Consider the following 17,475-nt stretch of genomic DNA (forward strand, 5'->3'; position numbering starts at 1 on the left):
CAATTCTACCGCCTCCATCCTTGGAGGCGTTCGTGTCCTTCGTGGTGAAATATTCAGGCAAAAGGTTCGCCTTTGGCTAACGGTTCTCCGATAGCCCATTGTGCACCCGAAACAGGGCGGACACGTAGGTCCGCCCCTACAATGCATCCAATACGCCGCGCGCGAAATCCAGCAATACGGTTTTGTCTTCATTGCTTAACTTCTCGCCGGCATGGATTTTTTGCCGCTGTGGCTCCAGTTGACCGGCCAGGGCGCGGGTCAGCCTGTCGCCGGCCGCGTTGATCCCGGTGATAGGTACGGCATCGAACAAGCCTTCGTTCAGGGCCTGCAGGATGACGATCTGCTCAAACGCCGTCAGCGGCCGGCTTTCCGGTTGCTTCAATACTTCCCGCACGCGCCGGCCCCGTTCGATATTGCGGCGCGTGGCTTCGTCCAGGCGCGTGCCGAAACGCGCGAAGGTTTCCAATTCCTCAAACTGCGAATAGGCCAGCCGCAGTTGTCCGGATACGTCCAGATAACCCGGCAACTGGGCCTTGCCGCCGACGCGCGAGACCGATTTGCCGACATCGACGGCCGGCAGGTCGCCTTTCTGGAACAGTATCGGCGACAGATAAACCTGGCCGTCGGTAATCGAAATCAGGTTGGTCGGTATGTAGGCGGACAGGTTTTGCGCCTGGGTTTCAATGATCGGCAGGGCCGTCAGGCTGCCGCCGCCGTGTTCGGGTTTCAGCCGGGTGGCGCGTTCCAGCAGGCGCGAATGCAGGTAAAAGATATCGCCCGGATAGGCTTCGCGGCCCGGCGGCCTGCGCAGCAGCAGCGACAGTTCGCGGTAGGCGTGGGCATGGCGGGTCAAATCGTCGTAGACCACCAGCACGTCCTCGCCCTGGGTCATGAACCATTCGGCAATGCTGGCGGCGGCATAAGGGGCGATATACTGCACGCCCGGCGTGGTCTCGCCCGGCGCCACCAGCACGATGCAGTTTTTCAGTGCATCCTGCGCGCGCAATCGCTCGATGACCTTGGCCACGGCCGAGCCGCGCTGGCCGATCGCGCAATAGACGCAAATGACGTTTTTATTGGTCTGGTTCAGTATCGTGTCGACCGCGACCGCGGTCTTGCCGGTCTGGCGATCGCCCAGGATCAGCTGACGCTGGCCGCGGCCGATCGGGATCAGGGCGTCGATGACTTTGATGCCGGTCTGCAGCGGCACCGATACCGGCGCGCGCTCGATGATCGGCCGGGCCTCGCGCTCGATCGGCCAGCGCCGGCCGGTCCGTACCGTGCCGGCATTATCCAGCGGACGCCCCAATGGATCGAGCACGCGTCCCAGCAATTCCCGGCCGACCGGTATGTCGACGACGCGGCCGGTGCGTTCGACGCGGCTGCCGGCGCTGAGGTCGGATTCCTCGCCCAGTAGCACCGCGCCGATTTCGGCGGGGTCCAGATTGAAGGCCATACCCATGACGCCGTTTTCAAAGCGCAGCAGTTCCATGGCTTTGGTGCCCGGCAAGCCTGCCACGCGCGCCACGCCGGTGCCGACCTGCATCAGCCGGCCGATTTCACGCTCTTGCAGGGCGAAGTCATGTCCGGCGATGGCCGTATCGATGTGCTCCAGCGCCTGCCGGATAAATTGTTCAAGTAAGTTGTTCATGATCGGCCGGTGTCAGCAGATCGGCGTCAAGTTCGGCCAGATAGCGCTCGATATTCCATTCCCAGCTTCTGCCGCCGGCTTCCAGGGCGATGCCGCAGATCAACCGCGCATCCTGCTCAAACTGTATGGCGTCGGCGGCATTGTTCAGCCTGTCCTTGATGCGCTGGCGCAAGGTTTCGTCGACCGGGAAACTGGTAATGACCGTGACCGTACGGCTTTGCCCGAGCGCCGCCCGCTCGGGACCGGGCAGGTTCGACAATTGCCGCAGAAACTGCTCGACGATGCGCTGCTCCAGGGTCTGATCGGCCAGCCCTGCCAGGATTTTACCGCCCAGCCGCAGGGCTTTATCGGCGATGGCCCGCCCGACTGCCGTGCCGAGTTCCTGTTGCTCCTGGCGCATTTGTTCCGAGAAGCGATTTTTTTTCTGCCGGATTTCATCGTCCAGATGTTGCAGCCGCTCGGTTTTTTCGGCTTCGGCCCGCGCCCTGGCCTCGGACAGGACTTTTTCCCGTTCGCGATGAAGGCCTTGCAGGCTGGCCTCATACTGTTGTTTCAGGCTTTCGGCTTGCGCCCGCTGGTCCATCACCGCTTGGCGCTGCTCAACCAGATTCCGCTCGCGGGCCGCCATGGCATTGATGATAGGCCGGTACAGGAACTTCTTCAGCAAGCCGATCAGAATCAGAAAATTGACGATCTGGGCGCCGGTCGTAAACCAGTCTATCTCCATGAATCAGCCCCCTGCCCTGGCGATGACGTAGTCCCAGAACGGATTGGCGAAAATCAGGATCATCGAGATGACGAAACAGTAAATGCCCGTGGATTCAACCATCGCCAGGCCGACGAACAGCGTGCGCGTGATCGTATTGGCTTCGTCGGGCTGCTGGGCGATGGCGCTCAGTGCCTGGGCGACGGCGCGCCCTTCGCCGAGCGCGGGTCCGATGGCGCCGATGGCCATCGTCAAGCCTGCGGTAAAAACCGATACCATGCCGATCAGACTGATTTCATTCATGTTGTACTCCTTAAAGTTAGCAAAGCGACCGCGACATCCCGCCATTAATCCGCCTGATCGCCGGAGGTTGCCGAGGCGATATAAACCATGGCCAGGATCGAGAAAATATACGCCTGTATGGAGCCGGTCAGCAAACCCAGCACCTGCATGACCACCGGAAAAAAGAACGGCGTCAGGCTGATCAGGATGCCGGCCACCACCGTGCCGCTCATGATGTTGCCATACAGCCTGACCGCCAGGGCCAGCGTGCGCGAAAACTCGCCGATGATATTGAACGGCAACATGAACACGCTCGGGCGGGCATATTGCTTGAGATAGCGCCATAATCCCACCTGGCTGATGCCGTATGCCGGCACGGCGACAAAGACGCAGATGGCCAGGGCGGTCGTGGTCGAAAGCGAGCCGGTCGGCGGCAGATAGCCCGGCACCACGGCCAGCAGGTTGGACAGAAAGATAAACAGGAATAAGGTGCCGATCAGCGGCAGATAGCGCGCGGGATTCTGCTGGCCGATTTCGTGGATTTGCTTGTTGACAAAAAACACGATGACTTCCAGCAGATTCTGAAATCTTGATATAGGCGCGTCGATCGACAGCCGGCGGGTAATAAGGAAACTGCCTACCGTCAACAATGCCATGACCAGCCAGGTAAACGCCAGCGTGGCATTGATTTTAACAAAGCCGTATTGCCATAGAATGATCTGGTCAGGGTTGTTAATCATTTTTGTGCCCTTGTCGAGTTGTCATCTATCCTGTGGGGGCGACTTCGGTCGCCCTTTTTTCTCCGAACAGGCGACTGAAGTCGCCCCCACAATAGTGTTCCTCCCCATCCAACTCTCACTACCAGGAGAAGGCGCTTTAATGCGCCTGATCAATAGCAACCGGACGCCGACAAATCCCACCAGGCACAACAGCACAGACTGCCAGCTCCATCTGATGACCGCATAAAACCCGGAGGCGACCAGCGCATTGCGCAGAATAAAACTGCCCAGCATCCACAGAGCCGGATGCCTCGCCGTTGGCAAACGGCGTACCGTGAACCAAAGCCCGCCAAAATAACAAAATCCCAGCACAACGCCCCAGAGCATAATACCGGCATACAGGTAAACGCTTTCAGTCACGGTCGCGCTCCTTGCCGATCCAGCGCCAGGCGTTCATGCAGCCCAGCGCCACGCCGACGAACAGTAAGGTTAAGGTCCACGACACCTGGCCGGGCCACTGCCGGTCGATCCACAAGCCCAGGGCGATGCCGGCCAGGGTCGGAATCGCGATCGACCAGCCGATCAGCCCGAACATGCCCAGGCCGAACCAGACGCTATGGCGTTTGTCTCGGCGTGCCTTGAGCTTGCGTTGGGCCTGCCGGTCGACCGACTGGCTGATTTTATCGCCCGGGGCTTCAGGTTTGTGTTTGTTCATCATTATTCCTGCATCTGCGTGAACCGGCGCAATACGCCGGCTTCCAGCCTGGCCAGCGCGCTGCGGGTCAGTCGCTCGGCCTCGTCCTGTTGCTTGAAGCGTTCCTCGACCGTTTCGCGCAGGGTCGCCAGATCATCGCCGCGCACCGCGTTGGGCGTCGAAATCAGCACCTCGGCGCCGCATTTGACCAGGATCCCCTCATCGACCGCGATAAACACCTCTCCGCCTGTTTCCGGGACATACATCAGCAAGCCCGGCACCAGCGCGGCAACGAAATCGACGTGGCGAGGCTCCAGGCAGAATGAGCCGTTCCCGGCTTCGGCGATGATCTTCCGCACCGGTTCGTCGATCAGGATCTGGCTAGGCAGCAGCAGTTTTAGTCTCACGGTTTACCTCGTCGATCGTGCCGATCATGTATAACGCCTGTTCGTCGGTCCGGGCGAATTCATCGTTCAGTATGCGTTCGCAGCCGGTCAGCGTATCGTTCAGACTGACCAGGCTGCCCTTGCGCCCGGTGAAATGCTCGGTCGTGGCGAACGGCTGCGTCAGAAAGCGCTCCAGCCGGCGCGCGCGGTTGACCGTGGCCCGGTCGTTTTCGCTCAGTTCCTCCAGGCCCAGCATGGCGATAATATCCTGCAATTCGTCATATTCGGCCAGCACCCGGCGCACTTCGATGGCGATCGCGTAATGGCGGTCGCCGACCACGGCGGCATTGAGCATTTTGGAGCGCGAGGCCAACGGGTCGACGGCCGGGTAAAAGCCCTGGCTGGCACGCTTGCGCGACAGCACGATGGAGGCCGACAGATGGCCGAACACATGGGTGGCGGCCGGATCGGTAAAATCGTCGGCCGGCACGTAAACGGCCTGGATCGAGGTCATGCTGCCGTTGGCCGTGTTGGTGATACGTTCTTCCAGTTCCGCCAGCTCGGTCGCCAAGGTCGGCTGGTAACCGACGCGCGACGGAATCCGGCCCATGAGCCCCGAAACCTCGGAGCCGGCCTGAATAAACCGGAAGATGTTATCGATCAGCAGCAGCACGTCGCGCCGCGTCTCGTCGCGGAAATACTCGGCCACGGCCAGCGCCGTATGGCCGACGCGAAAGCGCACGCCGGGCGGTTCGTTCATCTGGCCGAAAATCAGCACCGAATCCTTCAGCACGTTCGCCTCGTCCATGGTGCGGTAGAGTTCCTCGGCCTCGCGGCAGCGCTCGCCGATGCCGCAGAACACGCTGACGCCGCGGTAATGGCCGACCATGTTATGGATCAGTTCAGTAATCACCACGGTCTTGCCGACGCCGGCCCCGCCGAACAGCCCGGCCTTGCCGCCCCGCTCCAGCGGCACCAGCAGGTCGATGATTTTGATGCCGGTCTCGAACACCTCGGAGGCGGTGCTGCGTTGCGCCAGCGACAAAGGCGGCTGGTAAATGGAGCGGTTGTGTCCGCCGGCTATGGCCGGCTTGCCATCGATGGCCTGGCCGAACACGTTGATCATGCGGCCCAGCAGCGCCTCGCCGACCGGCACGGACAGAAAGCGGCCGGTATCGGTCACGGGCGCGCCGCGCTCCAGCCCTTCGGTGGAATGAAAGGCGATGCAGCGCGCATCGGTTTCAGTCAGATGGCCGGCGACTTCGAGCACGATATCGCCCTCCGTGCCGGCCAGCAACATTTGATTGATGCCGGGCAGCGCCGTCGTGAAAGCGACGTCGACAATGCTGCCCTTGACCGATTTAACGCGGCCCGTGGCAGGGTTTTGATGAGATTCGTTAGCATCGGTCATACATCAAGCTTGTTTGTTAGTTAAACGCTGGTCAAGGTATTTTTACCACGAAGGCCATGAAGAACACGAAGGTTTTAAGGATTAAAAACGCTTTTTCCTGATAACACGCAACCTTCAGTCTGGTTTCTATTCGTTCCCGCGTTCCTGCGTGGAAATGCATATCGAGGCTTCGGGGCGACCGGTATGGATTCCCACGGAGGAGAGACTGTGAAAGAATTAGTGAAAAACGTCATAAAAAGCCTTATTCACCACGAAGATCACGAACGACTGCAGGGATGCAGGAGGTAGAGCAACGCAGGAGCAGTTGCCGAGGATACGAAGAAAAAATTAAGTTAATCAATAGCTTAAAACTTCGTGCTCTTCGTGTCCTTCGTGGTTAAATCCTTTAAATTGAATACTTTCACAGTCTCAGGACCGTGGGAACCAGAAGGCCATCGGTTTCAATGCCTATGATGCCTGAGCGCTTGCCTCGCCCTGGTGCCGGTCGCGCGCCAGCAGCAGATAAAAAGGCGGCACGATGAATAAGGTAAACAGCGTGCCGCCGATGCCGAGGCCGGTGATGACCACCAGGCCGATATCGAAGCGGCTGGCGGCGCCGGGTCCTGTCGCCAGCAACAGCGGCACCATGCCGACCATGGTCGATACGGCCGTCATAAGAATTGGCCGCATGCGAATCATGGCCGCCTGTTCCACGGCATCGTGTTTGGACAGCCCTTCCCGGATCTGCAGTTGGTTGGCGAATTCAACGATCAGGATGCCGTTTTTCGCCGTCAACCCGATCAGGGTGATCAGGCCGATCTGCGTGTAGATATTGATCGAGGCAAACCCCAGCATCAGAAACGCCAGCGCGCTGGCGATGGACATCGGCACCGAGGTCATGATAATGAGCGGATCGCGCCAGCTTTCGAACTGTGCGGCCAGGATCAGATAAATCACCAGCAGGGACATGAAAAAAGTGATGACCAGTTCGCTGCCCTGCTGCGCATACTGGCGCGAGACGCCTGTGTAATCAAAGGTGTAGCCGCGCGGAAACACGTCGCGGGCCAGTCGCTCCAGATACGCCATGGCGTCTCCCAGGGCGATGCCCGGCTGCGGCGAGCCTGAGACCGTCAGGCTGTTAAGCTGCTGAAACTGGGTCCGCTTGCTGGGTTCCACCGATTTTTCGATGTGAACCAGCGATGACAGCGGCACCTGGCCGCCCGATTCCGTGCGCAGGTAATAATCCCTGAACTTGCTGGTATCGAAGCGGGACAAGTCGTCCACCTGGGGTATGACTTTGTAACTGCGGCCCTGCAGATTGAAGCGGTTGATATAGCTCTCGCCCAGCAATGCCGCCAGATTGCGGCCGATTTCCTCCATCGAGATGCCGAGATCGGCGGCCCGGTTGCGATCGATCACCAGCGTGGCCATGGGGCGGGTGAATTCGACTTCCTTCATCAGAAACGAAAACTGCCCGCTGCCCATAGCCGAGTTTACCAGCTCATCGGCAAGCTGATCGATCTGCGCATAATCGGCATCGCTCTGTATCACGAACTGCAGCGGCAGGCCGCCGCCCGATCCGGGCAGGCTCGGGCGCGGAATCACGGCGGTCTGGAAACCGGCGATGTCATTGACCTTGTCCTGCAGTTCCGGCTGGATGTCCATTTGCGAGCGCTGGCGCTCGGTCGTCGACGGCATTTTAAAGCCGCCGAACACGACGTTGTCGTCGCCGCCGAAGCCGAGCAGCACGAAGCTTTCGTAATATTCCGGAATAGTCTCGAAGGTGTTGAGCAGTTCCCGTGCGTAAGTCTCGTTATATTTCAAGGTCGCAGTCTGCGGTCCCGTGGCCATAAAGAACAGGATGCTCTGGTCTTCCGTGGGCGCCAACTCTTTCTGCGACAGCGTGAACATGAAGTAAATGCTGATGATCACGACCAGCGCGAAAACCGGCAGAATGGACGCGAATTCCAGCACAGGATGCAGCAGGCGCCGGTAACGCTCGGAAAGGCCGGTAAACAGGCGCTCGACGATGTGCTCGAAGCGGCCGGACGTGCCTTTTTCCTTCAGTACCTTGGAACTGAGCATGGGGGCCAGCGTCATCGCCACAACGGTCGATACGATGACGGCTCCGACCAGTGAAAACGCGAATTCGGTAAACAAGGTCCCGACCAGGCCGCCCATGAAGCCGATCGGCAAATAGACCGCGGCCAGGGCGATCGTGGTTGCGATGACCGGCAGCACCAGTTCGCGCATGGCATCGATCGCGGCCTGAAACCGCGAGCTTCCCAATTCAATATGCCGGTGCACATTTTCGACGATGACAATGGCGTCGTCGACGACCAGGCCGATCGCCAGCACCATCGCCAGCATGGTCAGCAGATTGATCGAAAAACCCATCAGCAGCATCAGAAATGTGCCGCCGATCAATGACAGCGGCACGGTCACCGCCGGCACCAGCGCCGCGCGAAAAGAGCCGAGGGACAGATAGATAACCACCAGCACGATCACGACCGCGGCGACCAGGGTAAAAAACACTTCATCGATCGAGTCCTGAATGAACTGGCTGGCGTCGTAAGGCACCAGCACCTGAAGCGCTTCCGGCAGTTCCGACTTAAGCTCGTCCAGTGCTTTTCGCACATCCTGGGCGACCACCAGCGGATTGGCGCCCGGTGCCTGTTCGATGGCCATGAAGATGGCATCCTTGCCTTTATACCAGCTGACCGAATCGTAATCCTCGCTGCCCATTTCGGTATGGGTGACGTCGCCAAGGCGCACCAGGGTGCCGTTGCGATTGCCCACGACCAGCCGCCGGAAATCCTGTTCGCGCGCGACGTCGGTGGTGGCGCTCAGGTCCATCATGACGTAATCGCCCTTGGTCTGGCCCGCGCCGGAAAGATAATTGTTGGTACGCAGCACCTCGGCGACATCGTCGGCGGTGACGCCCAACGCGGCCATGCGTTGCGGGTCCAGCCAGATGCGCATGGCGAAGGTTTTATTGCCCAGCATCTGCGCCTTGCCGACGCCGGCCACGGCCTGCATCTTCGGCTGTATCACGCGCAGCATGTAATCGCTGATCTGCGCCGGCGCCAGCGTTTCGCTGTATAAAGCCATGTACATCAACGCCGTCCGGTCGCCGGTCTGCGAGGTGATGACCGGATCTTCGGATTCTATCGGCAGGACATTGCGCTGGCTGGCGACCTTGGCCTGGATTTCGGCCACCGCCGCGTTCGGATCGTAATTCAGGCGCATGTGCGCTTCGATCGTGGAGCTGCCCTGGCGGCTGGTCGAGGACAGGTAATCGATGCCTTCGGCCTCGGCGATCGCCTGCTGGAGCGGCGTCGTGATAAAGCCCTTGACCAGATCGCTGCTGGCGCCGTGATAGACCGTGGTGACGGTGACGACGGTATCCTCGGTCTTGGGATACTGGCGCACGTCCAGTACCAGGATCGACCTGAGGCCGATCACCAGAATCAGCAAACTGATGACGCTGGCCAGTACCGGCCGCTGGATAAACAGGTCGGTGAATTTCACGGCGTGTTCTCGCGTTCGCCGGGCGCCGGCCTGTCATCGACGCGGACCGGCATGTCGTTGCGCAATTTGACCTGGCCGGCGCTGACCACGCGTTCGCCGGCCTGCAGCCCTTTGACAATCTGTACGCGACCCTCGCGCGTCTCGCCGGTTTCAATCTGCCGGCGCTGTACCGTCAGGCCCTGCTCGCCGGACTCGACCACGAACACGGAATCGCCGTAAGGGTTGTAGGTAATGGCCGTATCGGGCAGCGTCAGCACTTCCTGTTCCTGGCTGGACAGGACCCGTACGTCGGCAAACATGCCCGGGCGCAGGATGCTGTCGGGATTGGCCATTGTCGCGCGCAGTTTGATCGACCGGGTTTCGATGTCGATGGCCGGGTTGATGGCGCTGATCGTGCCGGTGAAGATTTTGCCCGGATAGGCCTGCACCGTCAGGATCAATTGCTGGCCGATTGTCAGTCCGGCCAGATGCTGTTCGGGCAGCGTGAAATCGACATAGATGGGATCGAGCATTTGCAAGGGTACAATCGCCGAACCTTCGGCCAGATACTGTCCGATATCGACCAGCCGGATGCCGAGCTTGCCGTCGAAAGGCGCACGGATGTGTTTTTTGGCGATTACCGTCAGCTTGGCCTTGACCGCCGACTGGGCCTGGGCCAGCTGCGCCTGGTTAAGATCATAATCGGATCGGGAAATGAAATTTCTACCGATCAGCCGCTCACTGCGCTCAAACCGGACTTTCGCCAGCTGCGCATCGGCCTGCAAGCCCCTGAGTTCCGCCTCATCCGTGGAAGTATCCAGTTCGAGCAGCAACTGGCCTTTTTTGACCGACTGCCCCGACTCGAAATGAATGGCCGTGATCTTGCCGGCCAGTTCGTTGCTGACGTCAACGCCGGCAACGGCAACCAGGCTGCCGACGCTGGTCAGATAAGGCTGCCACCGTTCCCGTTTGACTTCGGTAACGGCCACGACGGCCGGCGGCGGCGCTTGCATTTGGCTTAGCGCCAGCCGGTCCTGATAGAACTTCCAGCCGAACAGTCCGCCGAAAATCAGCACGGATAACGCAACGATAAGGAGAATTCGTTTGATCATGGATTCCTATAATGAATGTCCGTTTTGCAGCTCAAGTGCGGAAAAATGGACTCATTATAAGTTTTTCTGGCGAGCTCGACTCAAGGTTTTTTATTAAATCCGGCCTTTTTCTTCCGATGCCGAACGGTCTCTTTTCAGGGTTGCCGCACGCACCGGCTATACCCTGCCCGGCCCTCTAACGACCAGATTGTGCTTGACCGACTTCACGTTCGGATCGCGGCGCACTATTTCCAGCGCTCGGGTGACCGCGATTTGTGAACTTACTGTGCCGGTAAGCGTGACCACGCCGTCAGTAGTCGAGACGCGAATATCGGACAAGGCCAGGTGCGGGTCCTTAAGCAGTTCGGCCTTGAGGCGGACGCTCAGGGCGGCATCGCTGATATAGCCGCCGGCTTTTTCGGTCTGTTCGTCCAGCGACTCGCGGGTATCGTCCATAGTCTCGGCCGCTGTTGTTGCGGCCTGATCAACCTGTCGTCCGGTCCGCTCTCCGACTCTGTCCTGAGCGCAGCCGGCCAGTCCGGCCGCCATGGACAAGGCGGCAGTAAGGACTGTGTTTGATAAGTTCGCATTCTTTGTTTTCATGGCATAGTCCTCGGCATGTGTTTAAGAGCACAAAACAGCCGTGGCATCCTGGGCCTTTCCCCCCGGATGAGGAAAGGGAATGCCCGGGTTATTTTGTGTACATTCGTCAAGATTATAAAACACGCTCCTGCCCGGCAGTAATCCTTGAGGATTACTGCCTATGCCAATCGGTTCGGCGGCCTGCGCCTATAATATGAGCATAATCAAAAGAACGATCAGTATTACCCCGAGTATACCGCTAGGCCCATAACCCCAGCTTCGGCTATAAGGCCAAATGGGAACCACGCCCAGGATAATCAAGACTAAAATGATCAATAATATAGTTTCGGGTGTCATGGCGTTTCTCCTTTAAAACGTGAACGTCAATATGAATCGTCGCGGTACTGCATTATGTAATCCACGCATAAAACCTACTGCTGCATCAATCCCAGAATCCCGACGATAATTAAATAAATAGCCACGAAATAATTCAAAAACCTGGGTATCAGCAAGATTAATATCCCTATTATCAAGGACAGAACAGGCGTGATAGTCATAGCACTCATGGAAATCTCCTTATTTAATCAATTACTTGCATCACACTACGTAAACCCGAAATTAGTCTAGCTCTATAATTGAATTCGGTCTGTACAATACCGCACATAACACTGTTTTTTTCAGGGATTGAAATTTTCGGGATCGCTGGAATCGGTAAGGAACGGGAATGTAATGATGCAGAAAATGTAGGAGTTTCAGGTGCACAACGGGTTATCGGAGGACCGCTGGCCATAGGTGAACCGTTGAGCAAGGGCGAACACACAGGTTCGCCCCTACGTGTCTGTTCATTTTACAGCCGCCTGTGCCGGAGGCTGCCGCTGCTGCCGCGCTGTCGTTGAAAGGAGACCGCCCTGCCTTGTCTATCGTTGTGTTGGCTATTGCCCTCTGCCCCCATGTTGCCGTCCGTCAATTTGTCATTCCCTATCGATGCCACTGCCGCCTGGTATGGCGTCCCGCATCATGTTATCGCCGCCTGGGGCGGTGGTATCCCTGTTGATATTTTCACTGCCGGGAGCGGGAGTCTCCATTTCTTCGGTGCCCGGACTGGGATCCATACCCTGCCTCATTCTATCCCTGCCCCGCTCCATGGTTTCGCTGCCCTGCTCACGCAGTTTGTCCGTATAACCGGAAGACGGCTCGGTATCCCTGCCGACACCCTGTCTTTCAGTACCTTGCGTTCTTCCCGGTTGACTGCCTTGACCTTGAATGCCTTCGGATTGCATGGGCTGATTACCCGAGCTCTCATATTCCCCGGCGTACAGTGGATTGCCCACATAAATCAGAGCGATGCCTAAGAGCAAAGGCAACCAGAACTTTTTTTGGCTAAATTCGGCCGTATTCATGCGGAAAACCGTTTCTGGCCTTGTAGCTGCTGTATTCGATGCTCTGTCTATGATTTTCATAATAGTTTCCTCTTGAGAACGTTGTAGAACCATCTGTGATCAAAAAAACAGTGTCTGACGCAACATGGCTGAGCGGACTGGATTTGGCCGCTGTCAGCGGGAATACTATCCATCGGGATTTATAGACTTTCTCCTTCAATTGTTAAGGCGTAATGGCCATTCGTATCGGGACTTGCCACGAATTAGCTCATCGATAGATTCACCCGGGTAGGTTTTAAAAGCTTAGTTACGGAACTTGCCAAAGTCAGTGCGCTGTCGCACATAAATTATCGACTGATTCCCTTAATGCGGGATATCGGGAATTTGAGCAAGATAAAACCCTTCATCGCAGTCCGCCGCTTGTTTACGGCTTGGAATACGATCGCCTTCCATGCCATATCAGCGACAACACAATCCGCTCTCTTTTCTTAGCCCGAATTCAGGTTATCTACCGGTATTGGATTCAAGGGTTTATCAAAGCGATTTTTTTCGACTCCCGACGAAAACGCATAGACCGTGAACAACCGCGGTACGCAGCTTACGTCGGGATAAATAAATAGTCGGTGCAATATCGACCAGCAATTATGGGATCATTCCAGGATAATGACCTCATTTGAGCCCACGTTCACATCGCCGGTAACATTCACAACAATACCCTCCTTGCCCCTGTTATTCGTATCCAGCAGCTCAATGTAATTGCCGGTGATTTCTATCCTGTCGGATTTAACGGTATCCTCGGTTCTAACGGGCACCTTTATTCCGACAAAACCGAAATCCTGGGAATGCGTTATGGTGTTGTCTATAATCCGCAAATCCGTGCAGGAAGCGCAACCGATGCCTATATTGCCGACATTGGTTACTTTATTGTCAGCGATAACCACATTGCTGAACGATTCCTCTGAAGCATAGCCCGGATCAACGCTGATGCCCCAGCAGGTTTGATGGGCGGCGCCAAGATCTTCATAAACCGTGTTGTTTTTAATCGTCAAATCCGTTACCACACCGTGAACCACCAGGGAAACCCCATAGCATTTGCCTTCCACGATAGCGGCTTTATATAACGTATTGTTGGAAACCGTAATGCCATAATTATCTTTACCCCCAATGTAGATATTATGATTGAATATTTTCCGCTCGAACCCGTTGTTAGTGAACTTATTATTATGTATCAGGCAGTCATTGCAGCCGCCCAGCCACCCTTGTCCCTTGTTATTAATGATGCTTGAGTTTCTTAATACGATGTGTTCGTTAACCTGATTGGCGCCGGGATTGGGGGCATTGGCGCCCGCGGAATACATACCGATAGAAAAGCCATCGATGGTCACGCCCTCAACGGTTACATAATCCACGTCGTTGAACAGGAAAATGCCGTTACCGCTGCCGTTTCCCTTGAGCGACAGGTTCCTGACCACATAGCCTTCGTCATGATCGGCCGGACCGCCATCCTGGAAATTCAATACCCCGTTGGCGCCGCTGCTTGAAATTACAGGCAATATGTCGGTACAGGAATTGCTGTTTGAAGAATTATTGTTCCCGGAAGGTCCGTTTGGAGGTATATAGTCAGCTATTGTGCAAGGCGCATCCGGAGTACAGTGCTGATTAAACAGCCGGGGATAAGAGGAAGTAAAGGTCCCGCCCCGGCAAAATAAAATGGCATCGCCGGCATTTAAAGCGCCGAACTTCGACATGGCATAATCATAGGTTGACCATGGTTCAAAAGGCGATAGGCCGGAATTACTATTGTCGCCATTATTACAAACATAATAATTCTGTGCCTGTACTGCCCCGGAAAACAGGCACAGGAATAACAGGCCGGCTTTAAGCATAGAAGTATATTTTTCTGTCATATCCCATGACCGTTTGATATCGGCGAGACCATCCTTATTCAATCCGATAGCCGTCAACGGGTTTTCAATGATTGCTTTCGATACGTTGTCTGTCGCGTTCATAATAGTTTCCTCAATTGAGAACATTGTACAAATCAAATGTGATCTAAAAAACAATGTCTAACCGCATCACATAGTGATTGCCGGGCGGTTTGTGTTTGTCCGTTAAAAACAGCAAGACCGCCAATACATCGGAGAATAAATCAAAATACGCACTCTAGAGACTGTGGATGAATTAGCCTCTTATGCCGGGATTCCGCAAAGCGCTAACCCAGCCTACGCGCTAAGCCACAGGGATGTGGCGAATGTCGAAAACGCAGGGTGTAGGCGGGGTTGATAAACCCGGCATTTCGAAGCCCTTTATGCCGGGTTTCCGCAAAGCTCCAACCCAGCCTACACGCTTTCACATTCTCTCAGACCATAACGCTAGTATGCGCTTCAAAGATAAGACGCAAAAAATGCGGAAGTCCGTGCGCTGCCGCACATTCAAAATCGCATCTATCTACTATCAGCTCTATCTGTTCAACTGGATCATCATGATCGATAAGCCATTGAAAAATATCGTCCTGATGAATTTCAGGAGCAATATCGGAGAATTTTGATCTGGTTTGACAAAATGCAGCCAGCCGCGACGGTTATTTCTGTCGATTCCTCGCGTCGAATAGCGGGTTTTTTAGGGAGAAAACCCATCCTTGGGTTTTAAGACGCCGGATTCATCCTGTCGAGCATCGATAGGGCAGTAAAATTATATGGGATGGTATCCATTCCTTATCGGAGGAAAAAATCATTCGAGCCTATGTTCACATCGCCGGCGGCAGGCACGACAATACCCTGCTTGCTCTTCTTATTCGTGTTCAGCAGCTCAATATAATTATCGGTAATGATTATCCTGTCGGACTTAACGGTATCCTCCGTTCTAACGGGCACCTTGATTCCGACAAAACCGAAGTCCTGGGAATGCGTTATGGTGTTATTCAAGATCTGCAAATCCGTGCAGGAAGCGCAACCGATGCCCACATTGCCGACGTTGGTCACCCTGTTGCCGGCAATCATAAGGTTATTAAAGGATTCATCAACCGTAGACCAAGGATAAACGCCGATACCCCAACACGATTGTTCGGCGGCGCCGATATCTTCATAGATCGTATTATTTTCAATCGTCAAGTCTTGTACAACCCCATGCACCGCTAATGAGGTGCCCGCGCATTTACCGTTGACAAGAGTTGATTTGTTCAGAAAATTATTGGAAATGGTAATGCCATAATAATTATGGCCGACAAATTTTATATTATGGTTATTCAGTTTTCTGGCAAAGCCGTTATTGATGAATTGATTATTATCAATTACGCAGTCATTGCAGCCGCCGAGCCATCCCCCACCTGCATTATTAATGATGGTGGAGTTTTTGAATACGATATGTTCGTTAACCTGGTTGGCGCCGGGATTGGGGGCATTGGCGCCCGCGGAATAGATCCCCTGGGAAAAGCCATCGATAGTCACGCTCTCAACGGTTACGTAATCCACGTCGTTGAACAGGAAAATGCCGTTACCGCTGCCGTTTCCCTTGAGCGACAGGTTCCTGACCACATAGCCTTCGTCATGATCGGCCGGACCGCCATCCTGGAAATTCAACACCCCGTTGGCGCCGCTACTTGTAATAACCGGCAGATCGGAAATTGAGGGATGATCATCCATAGGCGAGATATTCGGGGGTATATAGTCGGCGAGGGTACAAGGCGCGTCCGGGGTACAGTATTGATTAAACAATCGAGGGTAAGAGGATGTGAAGGTCCCGCCCCGGCAAAACAAAATGGCGTCACCGGCATTTAAACGGCCGAACTTCGTCATGGCGTAATCAAAGGTTTTTAAAGGTTCATAAGGTGAGGAACCGAAATTGCTATCCGATCCATTGTCACAGACATAATAATTCTGCGCCAGGACTGGACTGGAGAACAGGCAAAGCAACAACGGGCTTGCCTGAAAAACAACAGCGTATTTTCTTTTCAGCACAGTCCAAGACGGCTTGGTGCCGGCAAAGTCGTCCTGAGTCGTGCCAATGGCTGACTTCGGCGTTATAGCTAATGCATTCGATATTTTTTGTATGTTTTTCATAATAATCACTCCTAATATGAAAAACATTGTAGAAGCGAATGTCATCTAAAAATGCTAACCGCATCACATAATAACTGACGCAAGTCCGCTAAAAACGGGAACATCGCAATAAATCGATATGTGCCCCGCTCATTCCGGCACTACCGCTCAATTTCATAGATAACAAGATCCGATATTGAGCAGCCAATCGTCACATTCATCAAATGCGCCGCGGAAAAACGGCATGCGGGACTTGCGGACTAGAATGGGATTATCGAACTTATCGAACGAAGATTGGAAGCACCGGCAAGCAAACGGATCGGGTAAATGATGGAAGGGCGCTTGACCGCCCTTCCGTTAACTCAACTGCCCCTGAGGCCACGAGTAATTTTGCACAGCCGGTTTGTGGCTAAGTTTCTGATATTTTTTAATGGCCCCAATGCGATGACGCAACCCGGGCCGAACAGACATGCTGTGCCGTTTAAATTCAGTGCTGCGTGGTCATGCCGGCCATTTGCCTGCAGCTGTCGGCGCATTCACGACAGGTAGACGCGCACTCCTCCATATCGCCAATGCTATCGCAGTCCATGGCACAGGCTTCGCAGATTTCGGCGCAGACTTCGCAGGTACGGTTGTGGAATCGTGAACTGCTGAGCATGAAATTAGCGGATGTTTGGCAAATTTCGGCGCAATTCATCATCAGGCGGAAGTGTTCCGGCTCAACATGCTGTCCGCCCATTTCCAGGCATTGGTTCATGGCGGTTTCCCGGCAGACCTGGGAACAGCGGGTACACATTTCGATGCATGACTGCATGGATTGATAGGATGGGCTTGAGGTTTTTCTTTGCTCTGATTGACTGGTATACATGGTCGATTCTCCAAAATTAGAAAGACAAACGCAGCCTCAAAGGGCTGCGCTATTTTGCTAGAACACCAGGTTTCGCCACGCGCGTTACGTTTAAACCTGATAACTAATTTAACCCGAACAGCATTTGCAGTCGGTGCGTTGCCGTACATAAATCATTTTTTGCGATAGGTAAGCCGGATT

General features: G+C 55.2%; 18 protein-coding genes. 1 reads left to right on the top strand and 17 read right to left on the bottom strand.

The genetic code is table 11. The features are described from left to right. Positions 1–136: 136 nt before the first annotated feature. The 15 genes from METMA_RS0122415 to METMA_RS25385 all read right to left on the bottom strand — a co-directional run bounded on the left by METMA_RS0122415 (position 137) and on the right by METMA_RS25385 (position 14,399). Positions 137–1,651, bottom strand: coding sequence for an alternate F1F0 ATPase, F1 subunit alpha (locus METMA_RS0122415; protein WP_020161363.1), 1,515 nt, complete (start codon positions 1,649–1,651; stop codon positions 137–139). Next, positions 1,635–2,378 (bottom strand): F0F1 ATP synthase subunit B family protein, encoded by a 744-nt coding sequence (locus METMA_RS0122420; RefSeq protein WP_020161364.1) that lies wholly within the window; start codon positions 2,376–2,378, stop codon positions 1,635–1,637. The genes METMA_RS0122415 and METMA_RS0122420 overlap by 17 nt, the downstream gene beginning before the upstream one ends. Positions 2,379–2,381: 3 nt before the next feature. Beyond that, positions 2,382–2,660 (bottom strand): F0F1 ATP synthase subunit C, encoded by a 279-nt coding sequence (locus tag METMA_RS0122425; RefSeq protein WP_020161365.1) that lies wholly within the window; start codon positions 2,658–2,660, stop codon positions 2,382–2,384. Between the two features lie 44 nt (positions 2,661–2,704). Further along, positions 2,705–3,379: a F0F1 ATP synthase subunit A gene (locus tag METMA_RS0122430; protein ID WP_020161366.1), complete on the bottom strand. Its 675-nt coding sequence runs from the start codon at positions 3,377–3,379 to the stop codon at positions 2,705–2,707. 21 nt (positions 3,380–3,400) lie between these two features. Continuing rightward, entirely contained in the window at positions 3,401–3,778 is a 378-nt protein-coding gene (locus METMA_RS25375; RefSeq protein WP_020161367.1) for an ATP synthase subunit I, read from the bottom strand. Continuing rightward, on the bottom strand, positions 3,771–4,073 hold the full coding sequence (locus METMA_RS0122440) for an AtpZ/AtpI family protein (RefSeq protein WP_027147548.1): 303 nt from the start codon (positions 4,071–4,073) through the stop codon (positions 3,771–3,773). Before METMA_RS0122440 ends, METMA_RS25375 begins: the two co-directional genes overlap by 8 nt. A 2-nt stretch (positions 4,074–4,075) precedes the next feature. Next, entirely contained in the window at positions 4,076–4,459 is a 384-nt protein-coding gene (locus METMA_RS0122445; protein ID WP_020161369.1) for a F0F1 ATP synthase subunit epsilon, read from the bottom strand. Continuing rightward, on the bottom strand, positions 4,434–5,849 hold the full coding sequence (gene atpD / locus METMA_RS0122450; protein ID WP_020161370.1) for a F0F1 ATP synthase subunit beta: 1,416 nt from the start codon (positions 5,847–5,849) through the stop codon (positions 4,434–4,436). Before atpD ends, METMA_RS0122445 begins: the two co-directional genes overlap by 26 nt. Before the next feature lie 447 nt (positions 5,850–6,296). Then, positions 6,297–9,359 carry an efflux RND transporter permease subunit gene (locus METMA_RS0122455; protein ID WP_020161371.1) on the bottom strand — a complete coding sequence of 1,021 codons (3,063 nt, stop codon included), beginning with the start codon at positions 9,357–9,359 and terminating at the stop codon, positions 6,297–6,299. Continuing rightward, positions 9,356–10,450 (bottom strand): efflux RND transporter periplasmic adaptor subunit, encoded by a 1,095-nt coding sequence (locus METMA_RS0122460; RefSeq protein ID WP_020161372.1) that lies wholly within the window; start codon positions 10,448–10,450, stop codon positions 9,356–9,358. The genes METMA_RS0122455 and METMA_RS0122460 overlap by 4 nt, the downstream gene beginning before the upstream one ends. Before the next feature lie 156 nt (positions 10,451–10,606). Next, complete coding sequence (locus METMA_RS0122465) at positions 10,607–11,032, bottom strand: BON domain-containing protein (RefSeq protein ID WP_027147549.1); 426 nt, start codon at positions 11,030–11,032, stop codon at positions 10,607–10,609. A gap of 186 nt (positions 11,033–11,218) precedes the next feature. Continuing rightward, positions 11,219–11,368, bottom strand: a complete 150-nt coding sequence (locus METMA_RS26715; RefSeq protein WP_020161374.1) for a DUF3309 family protein — start codon at positions 11,366–11,368, stop codon at positions 11,219–11,221. A gap of 74 nt (positions 11,369–11,442) precedes the next feature. Then, positions 11,443–11,577: a DUF3096 domain-containing protein gene (locus tag METMA_RS26720; RefSeq protein WP_020161375.1), complete on the bottom strand. Its 135-nt coding sequence runs from the start codon at positions 11,575–11,577 to the stop codon at positions 11,443–11,445. A 405-nt stretch (positions 11,578–11,982) separates the two neighbouring features. After that, positions 11,983–12,471, bottom strand: a complete 489-nt coding sequence (locus METMA_RS0122480) for a hypothetical protein (RefSeq protein WP_152565087.1) — start codon at positions 12,469–12,471, stop codon at positions 11,983–11,985. A 569-nt stretch (positions 12,472–13,040) separates the two neighbouring features. After that, positions 13,041–14,399 (bottom strand): right-handed parallel beta-helix repeat-containing protein, encoded by a 1,359-nt coding sequence (locus tag METMA_RS25385; protein ID WP_020161377.1) that lies wholly within the window; start codon positions 14,397–14,399, stop codon positions 13,041–13,043. Between the two features lie 242 nt (positions 14,400–14,641). Here METMA_RS25385 and METMA_RS25390 point away from each other — a divergent pair, with 242 nt between their 5' ends. Beyond that, positions 14,642–14,938 (top strand): hypothetical protein, encoded by a 297-nt coding sequence (locus METMA_RS25390; RefSeq protein WP_020161378.1) that lies wholly within the window; start codon positions 14,642–14,644, stop codon positions 14,936–14,938. A gap of 166 nt (positions 14,939–15,104) precedes the next feature. On the opposite strand, the gene METMA_RS25395 is transcribed toward METMA_RS25390, so the two are convergent. Together METMA_RS25395 and METMA_RS0122500 are read right to left on the bottom strand one after the other, a co-directional pair. After that, a complete protein-coding gene (locus METMA_RS25395) occupies positions 15,105–16,448 on the bottom strand; it encodes a right-handed parallel beta-helix repeat-containing protein (protein WP_051114376.1) in 1,344 nt (447 codons plus the stop codon). A gap of 466 nt (positions 16,449–16,914) precedes the next feature. After that, a complete protein-coding gene (locus METMA_RS0122500) occupies positions 16,915–17,295 on the bottom strand; it encodes a four-helix bundle copper-binding protein (RefSeq protein WP_051114377.1) in 381 nt (126 codons plus the stop codon). Between the last annotated feature and the right edge of the window lie 180 nt (positions 17,296–17,475).

Source organism: Methylobacter marinus A45 (assembly GCF_000383855.1).
GTDB lineage: Bacteria > Pseudomonadota > Gammaproteobacteria > Methylococcales > Methylomonadaceae > Methylobacter > Methylobacter marinus.

Excerpts from the sequence above, each read along its gene's own strand:
- METMA_RS0122420 (WP_020161364.1), bottom strand. The coding sequence starts at position 2,378 with ATGGAGATAGACTGGTTTACGACCGGCGCCCAGATCGTCAATTTTCTG.
- atpD (WP_020161370.1), bottom strand. The coding sequence starts at position 5,849 with ATGACCGATGCTAACGAATCTCATCAAAACCCTGCCACGGGCCGCGTT.
- METMA_RS0122500 (WP_051114377.1), bottom strand. The coding sequence starts at position 17,295 with ATGTATACCAGTCAATCAGAGCAAAGAAAAACCTCAAGCCCATCCTAT.
- METMA_RS0122465 (WP_027147549.1), bottom strand. The coding sequence starts at position 11,032 with ATGAAAACAAAGAATGCGAACTTATCAAACACAGTCCTTACTGCCGCC.
- METMA_RS0122425 (WP_020161365.1), bottom strand. The coding sequence starts at position 2,660 with ATGAATGAAATCAGTCTGATCGGCATGGTATCGGTTTTTACCGCAGGC.
- METMA_RS26715 (WP_020161374.1), bottom strand. The coding sequence starts at position 11,368 with ATGACACCCGAAACTATATTATTGATCATTTTAGTCTTGATTATCCTG.
- METMA_RS0122460 (WP_020161372.1), bottom strand. The coding sequence starts at position 10,450 with ATGATCAAACGAATTCTCCTTATCGTTGCGTTATCCGTGCTGATTTTC.
- METMA_RS25385 (WP_020161377.1), bottom strand. The coding sequence starts at position 14,399 with ATGAACGCGACAGACAACGTATCGAAAGCAATCATTGAAAACCCGTTG.
- METMA_RS0122440 (WP_027147548.1), bottom strand. The coding sequence starts at position 4,073 with ATGAACAAACACAAACCTGAAGCCCCGGGCGATAAAATCAGCCAGTCG.
- METMA_RS0122415 (WP_020161363.1), bottom strand. The coding sequence starts at position 1,651 with ATGAACAACTTACTTGAACAATTTATCCGGCAGGCGCTGGAGCACATC.
- METMA_RS0122430 (WP_020161366.1), bottom strand. The coding sequence starts at position 3,379 with ATGATTAACAACCCTGACCAGATCATTCTATGGCAATACGGCTTTGTT.
- METMA_RS26720 (WP_020161375.1), bottom strand. The coding sequence starts at position 11,577 with ATGAGTGCTATGACTATCACGCCTGTTCTGTCCTTGATAATAGGGATA.
- METMA_RS0122480 (WP_152565087.1), bottom strand. The coding sequence starts at position 12,471 with ATGAAAATCATAGACAGAGCATCGAATACAGCAGCTACAAGGCCAGAA.
- METMA_RS25390 (WP_020161378.1), top strand. The coding sequence starts at position 14,642 with ATGTCGAAAACGCAGGGTGTAGGCGGGGTTGATAAACCCGGCATTTCG.
- METMA_RS25395 (WP_051114376.1), bottom strand. The coding sequence starts at position 16,448 with ATGAAAAACATACAAAAAATATCGAATGCATTAGCTATAACGCCGAAG.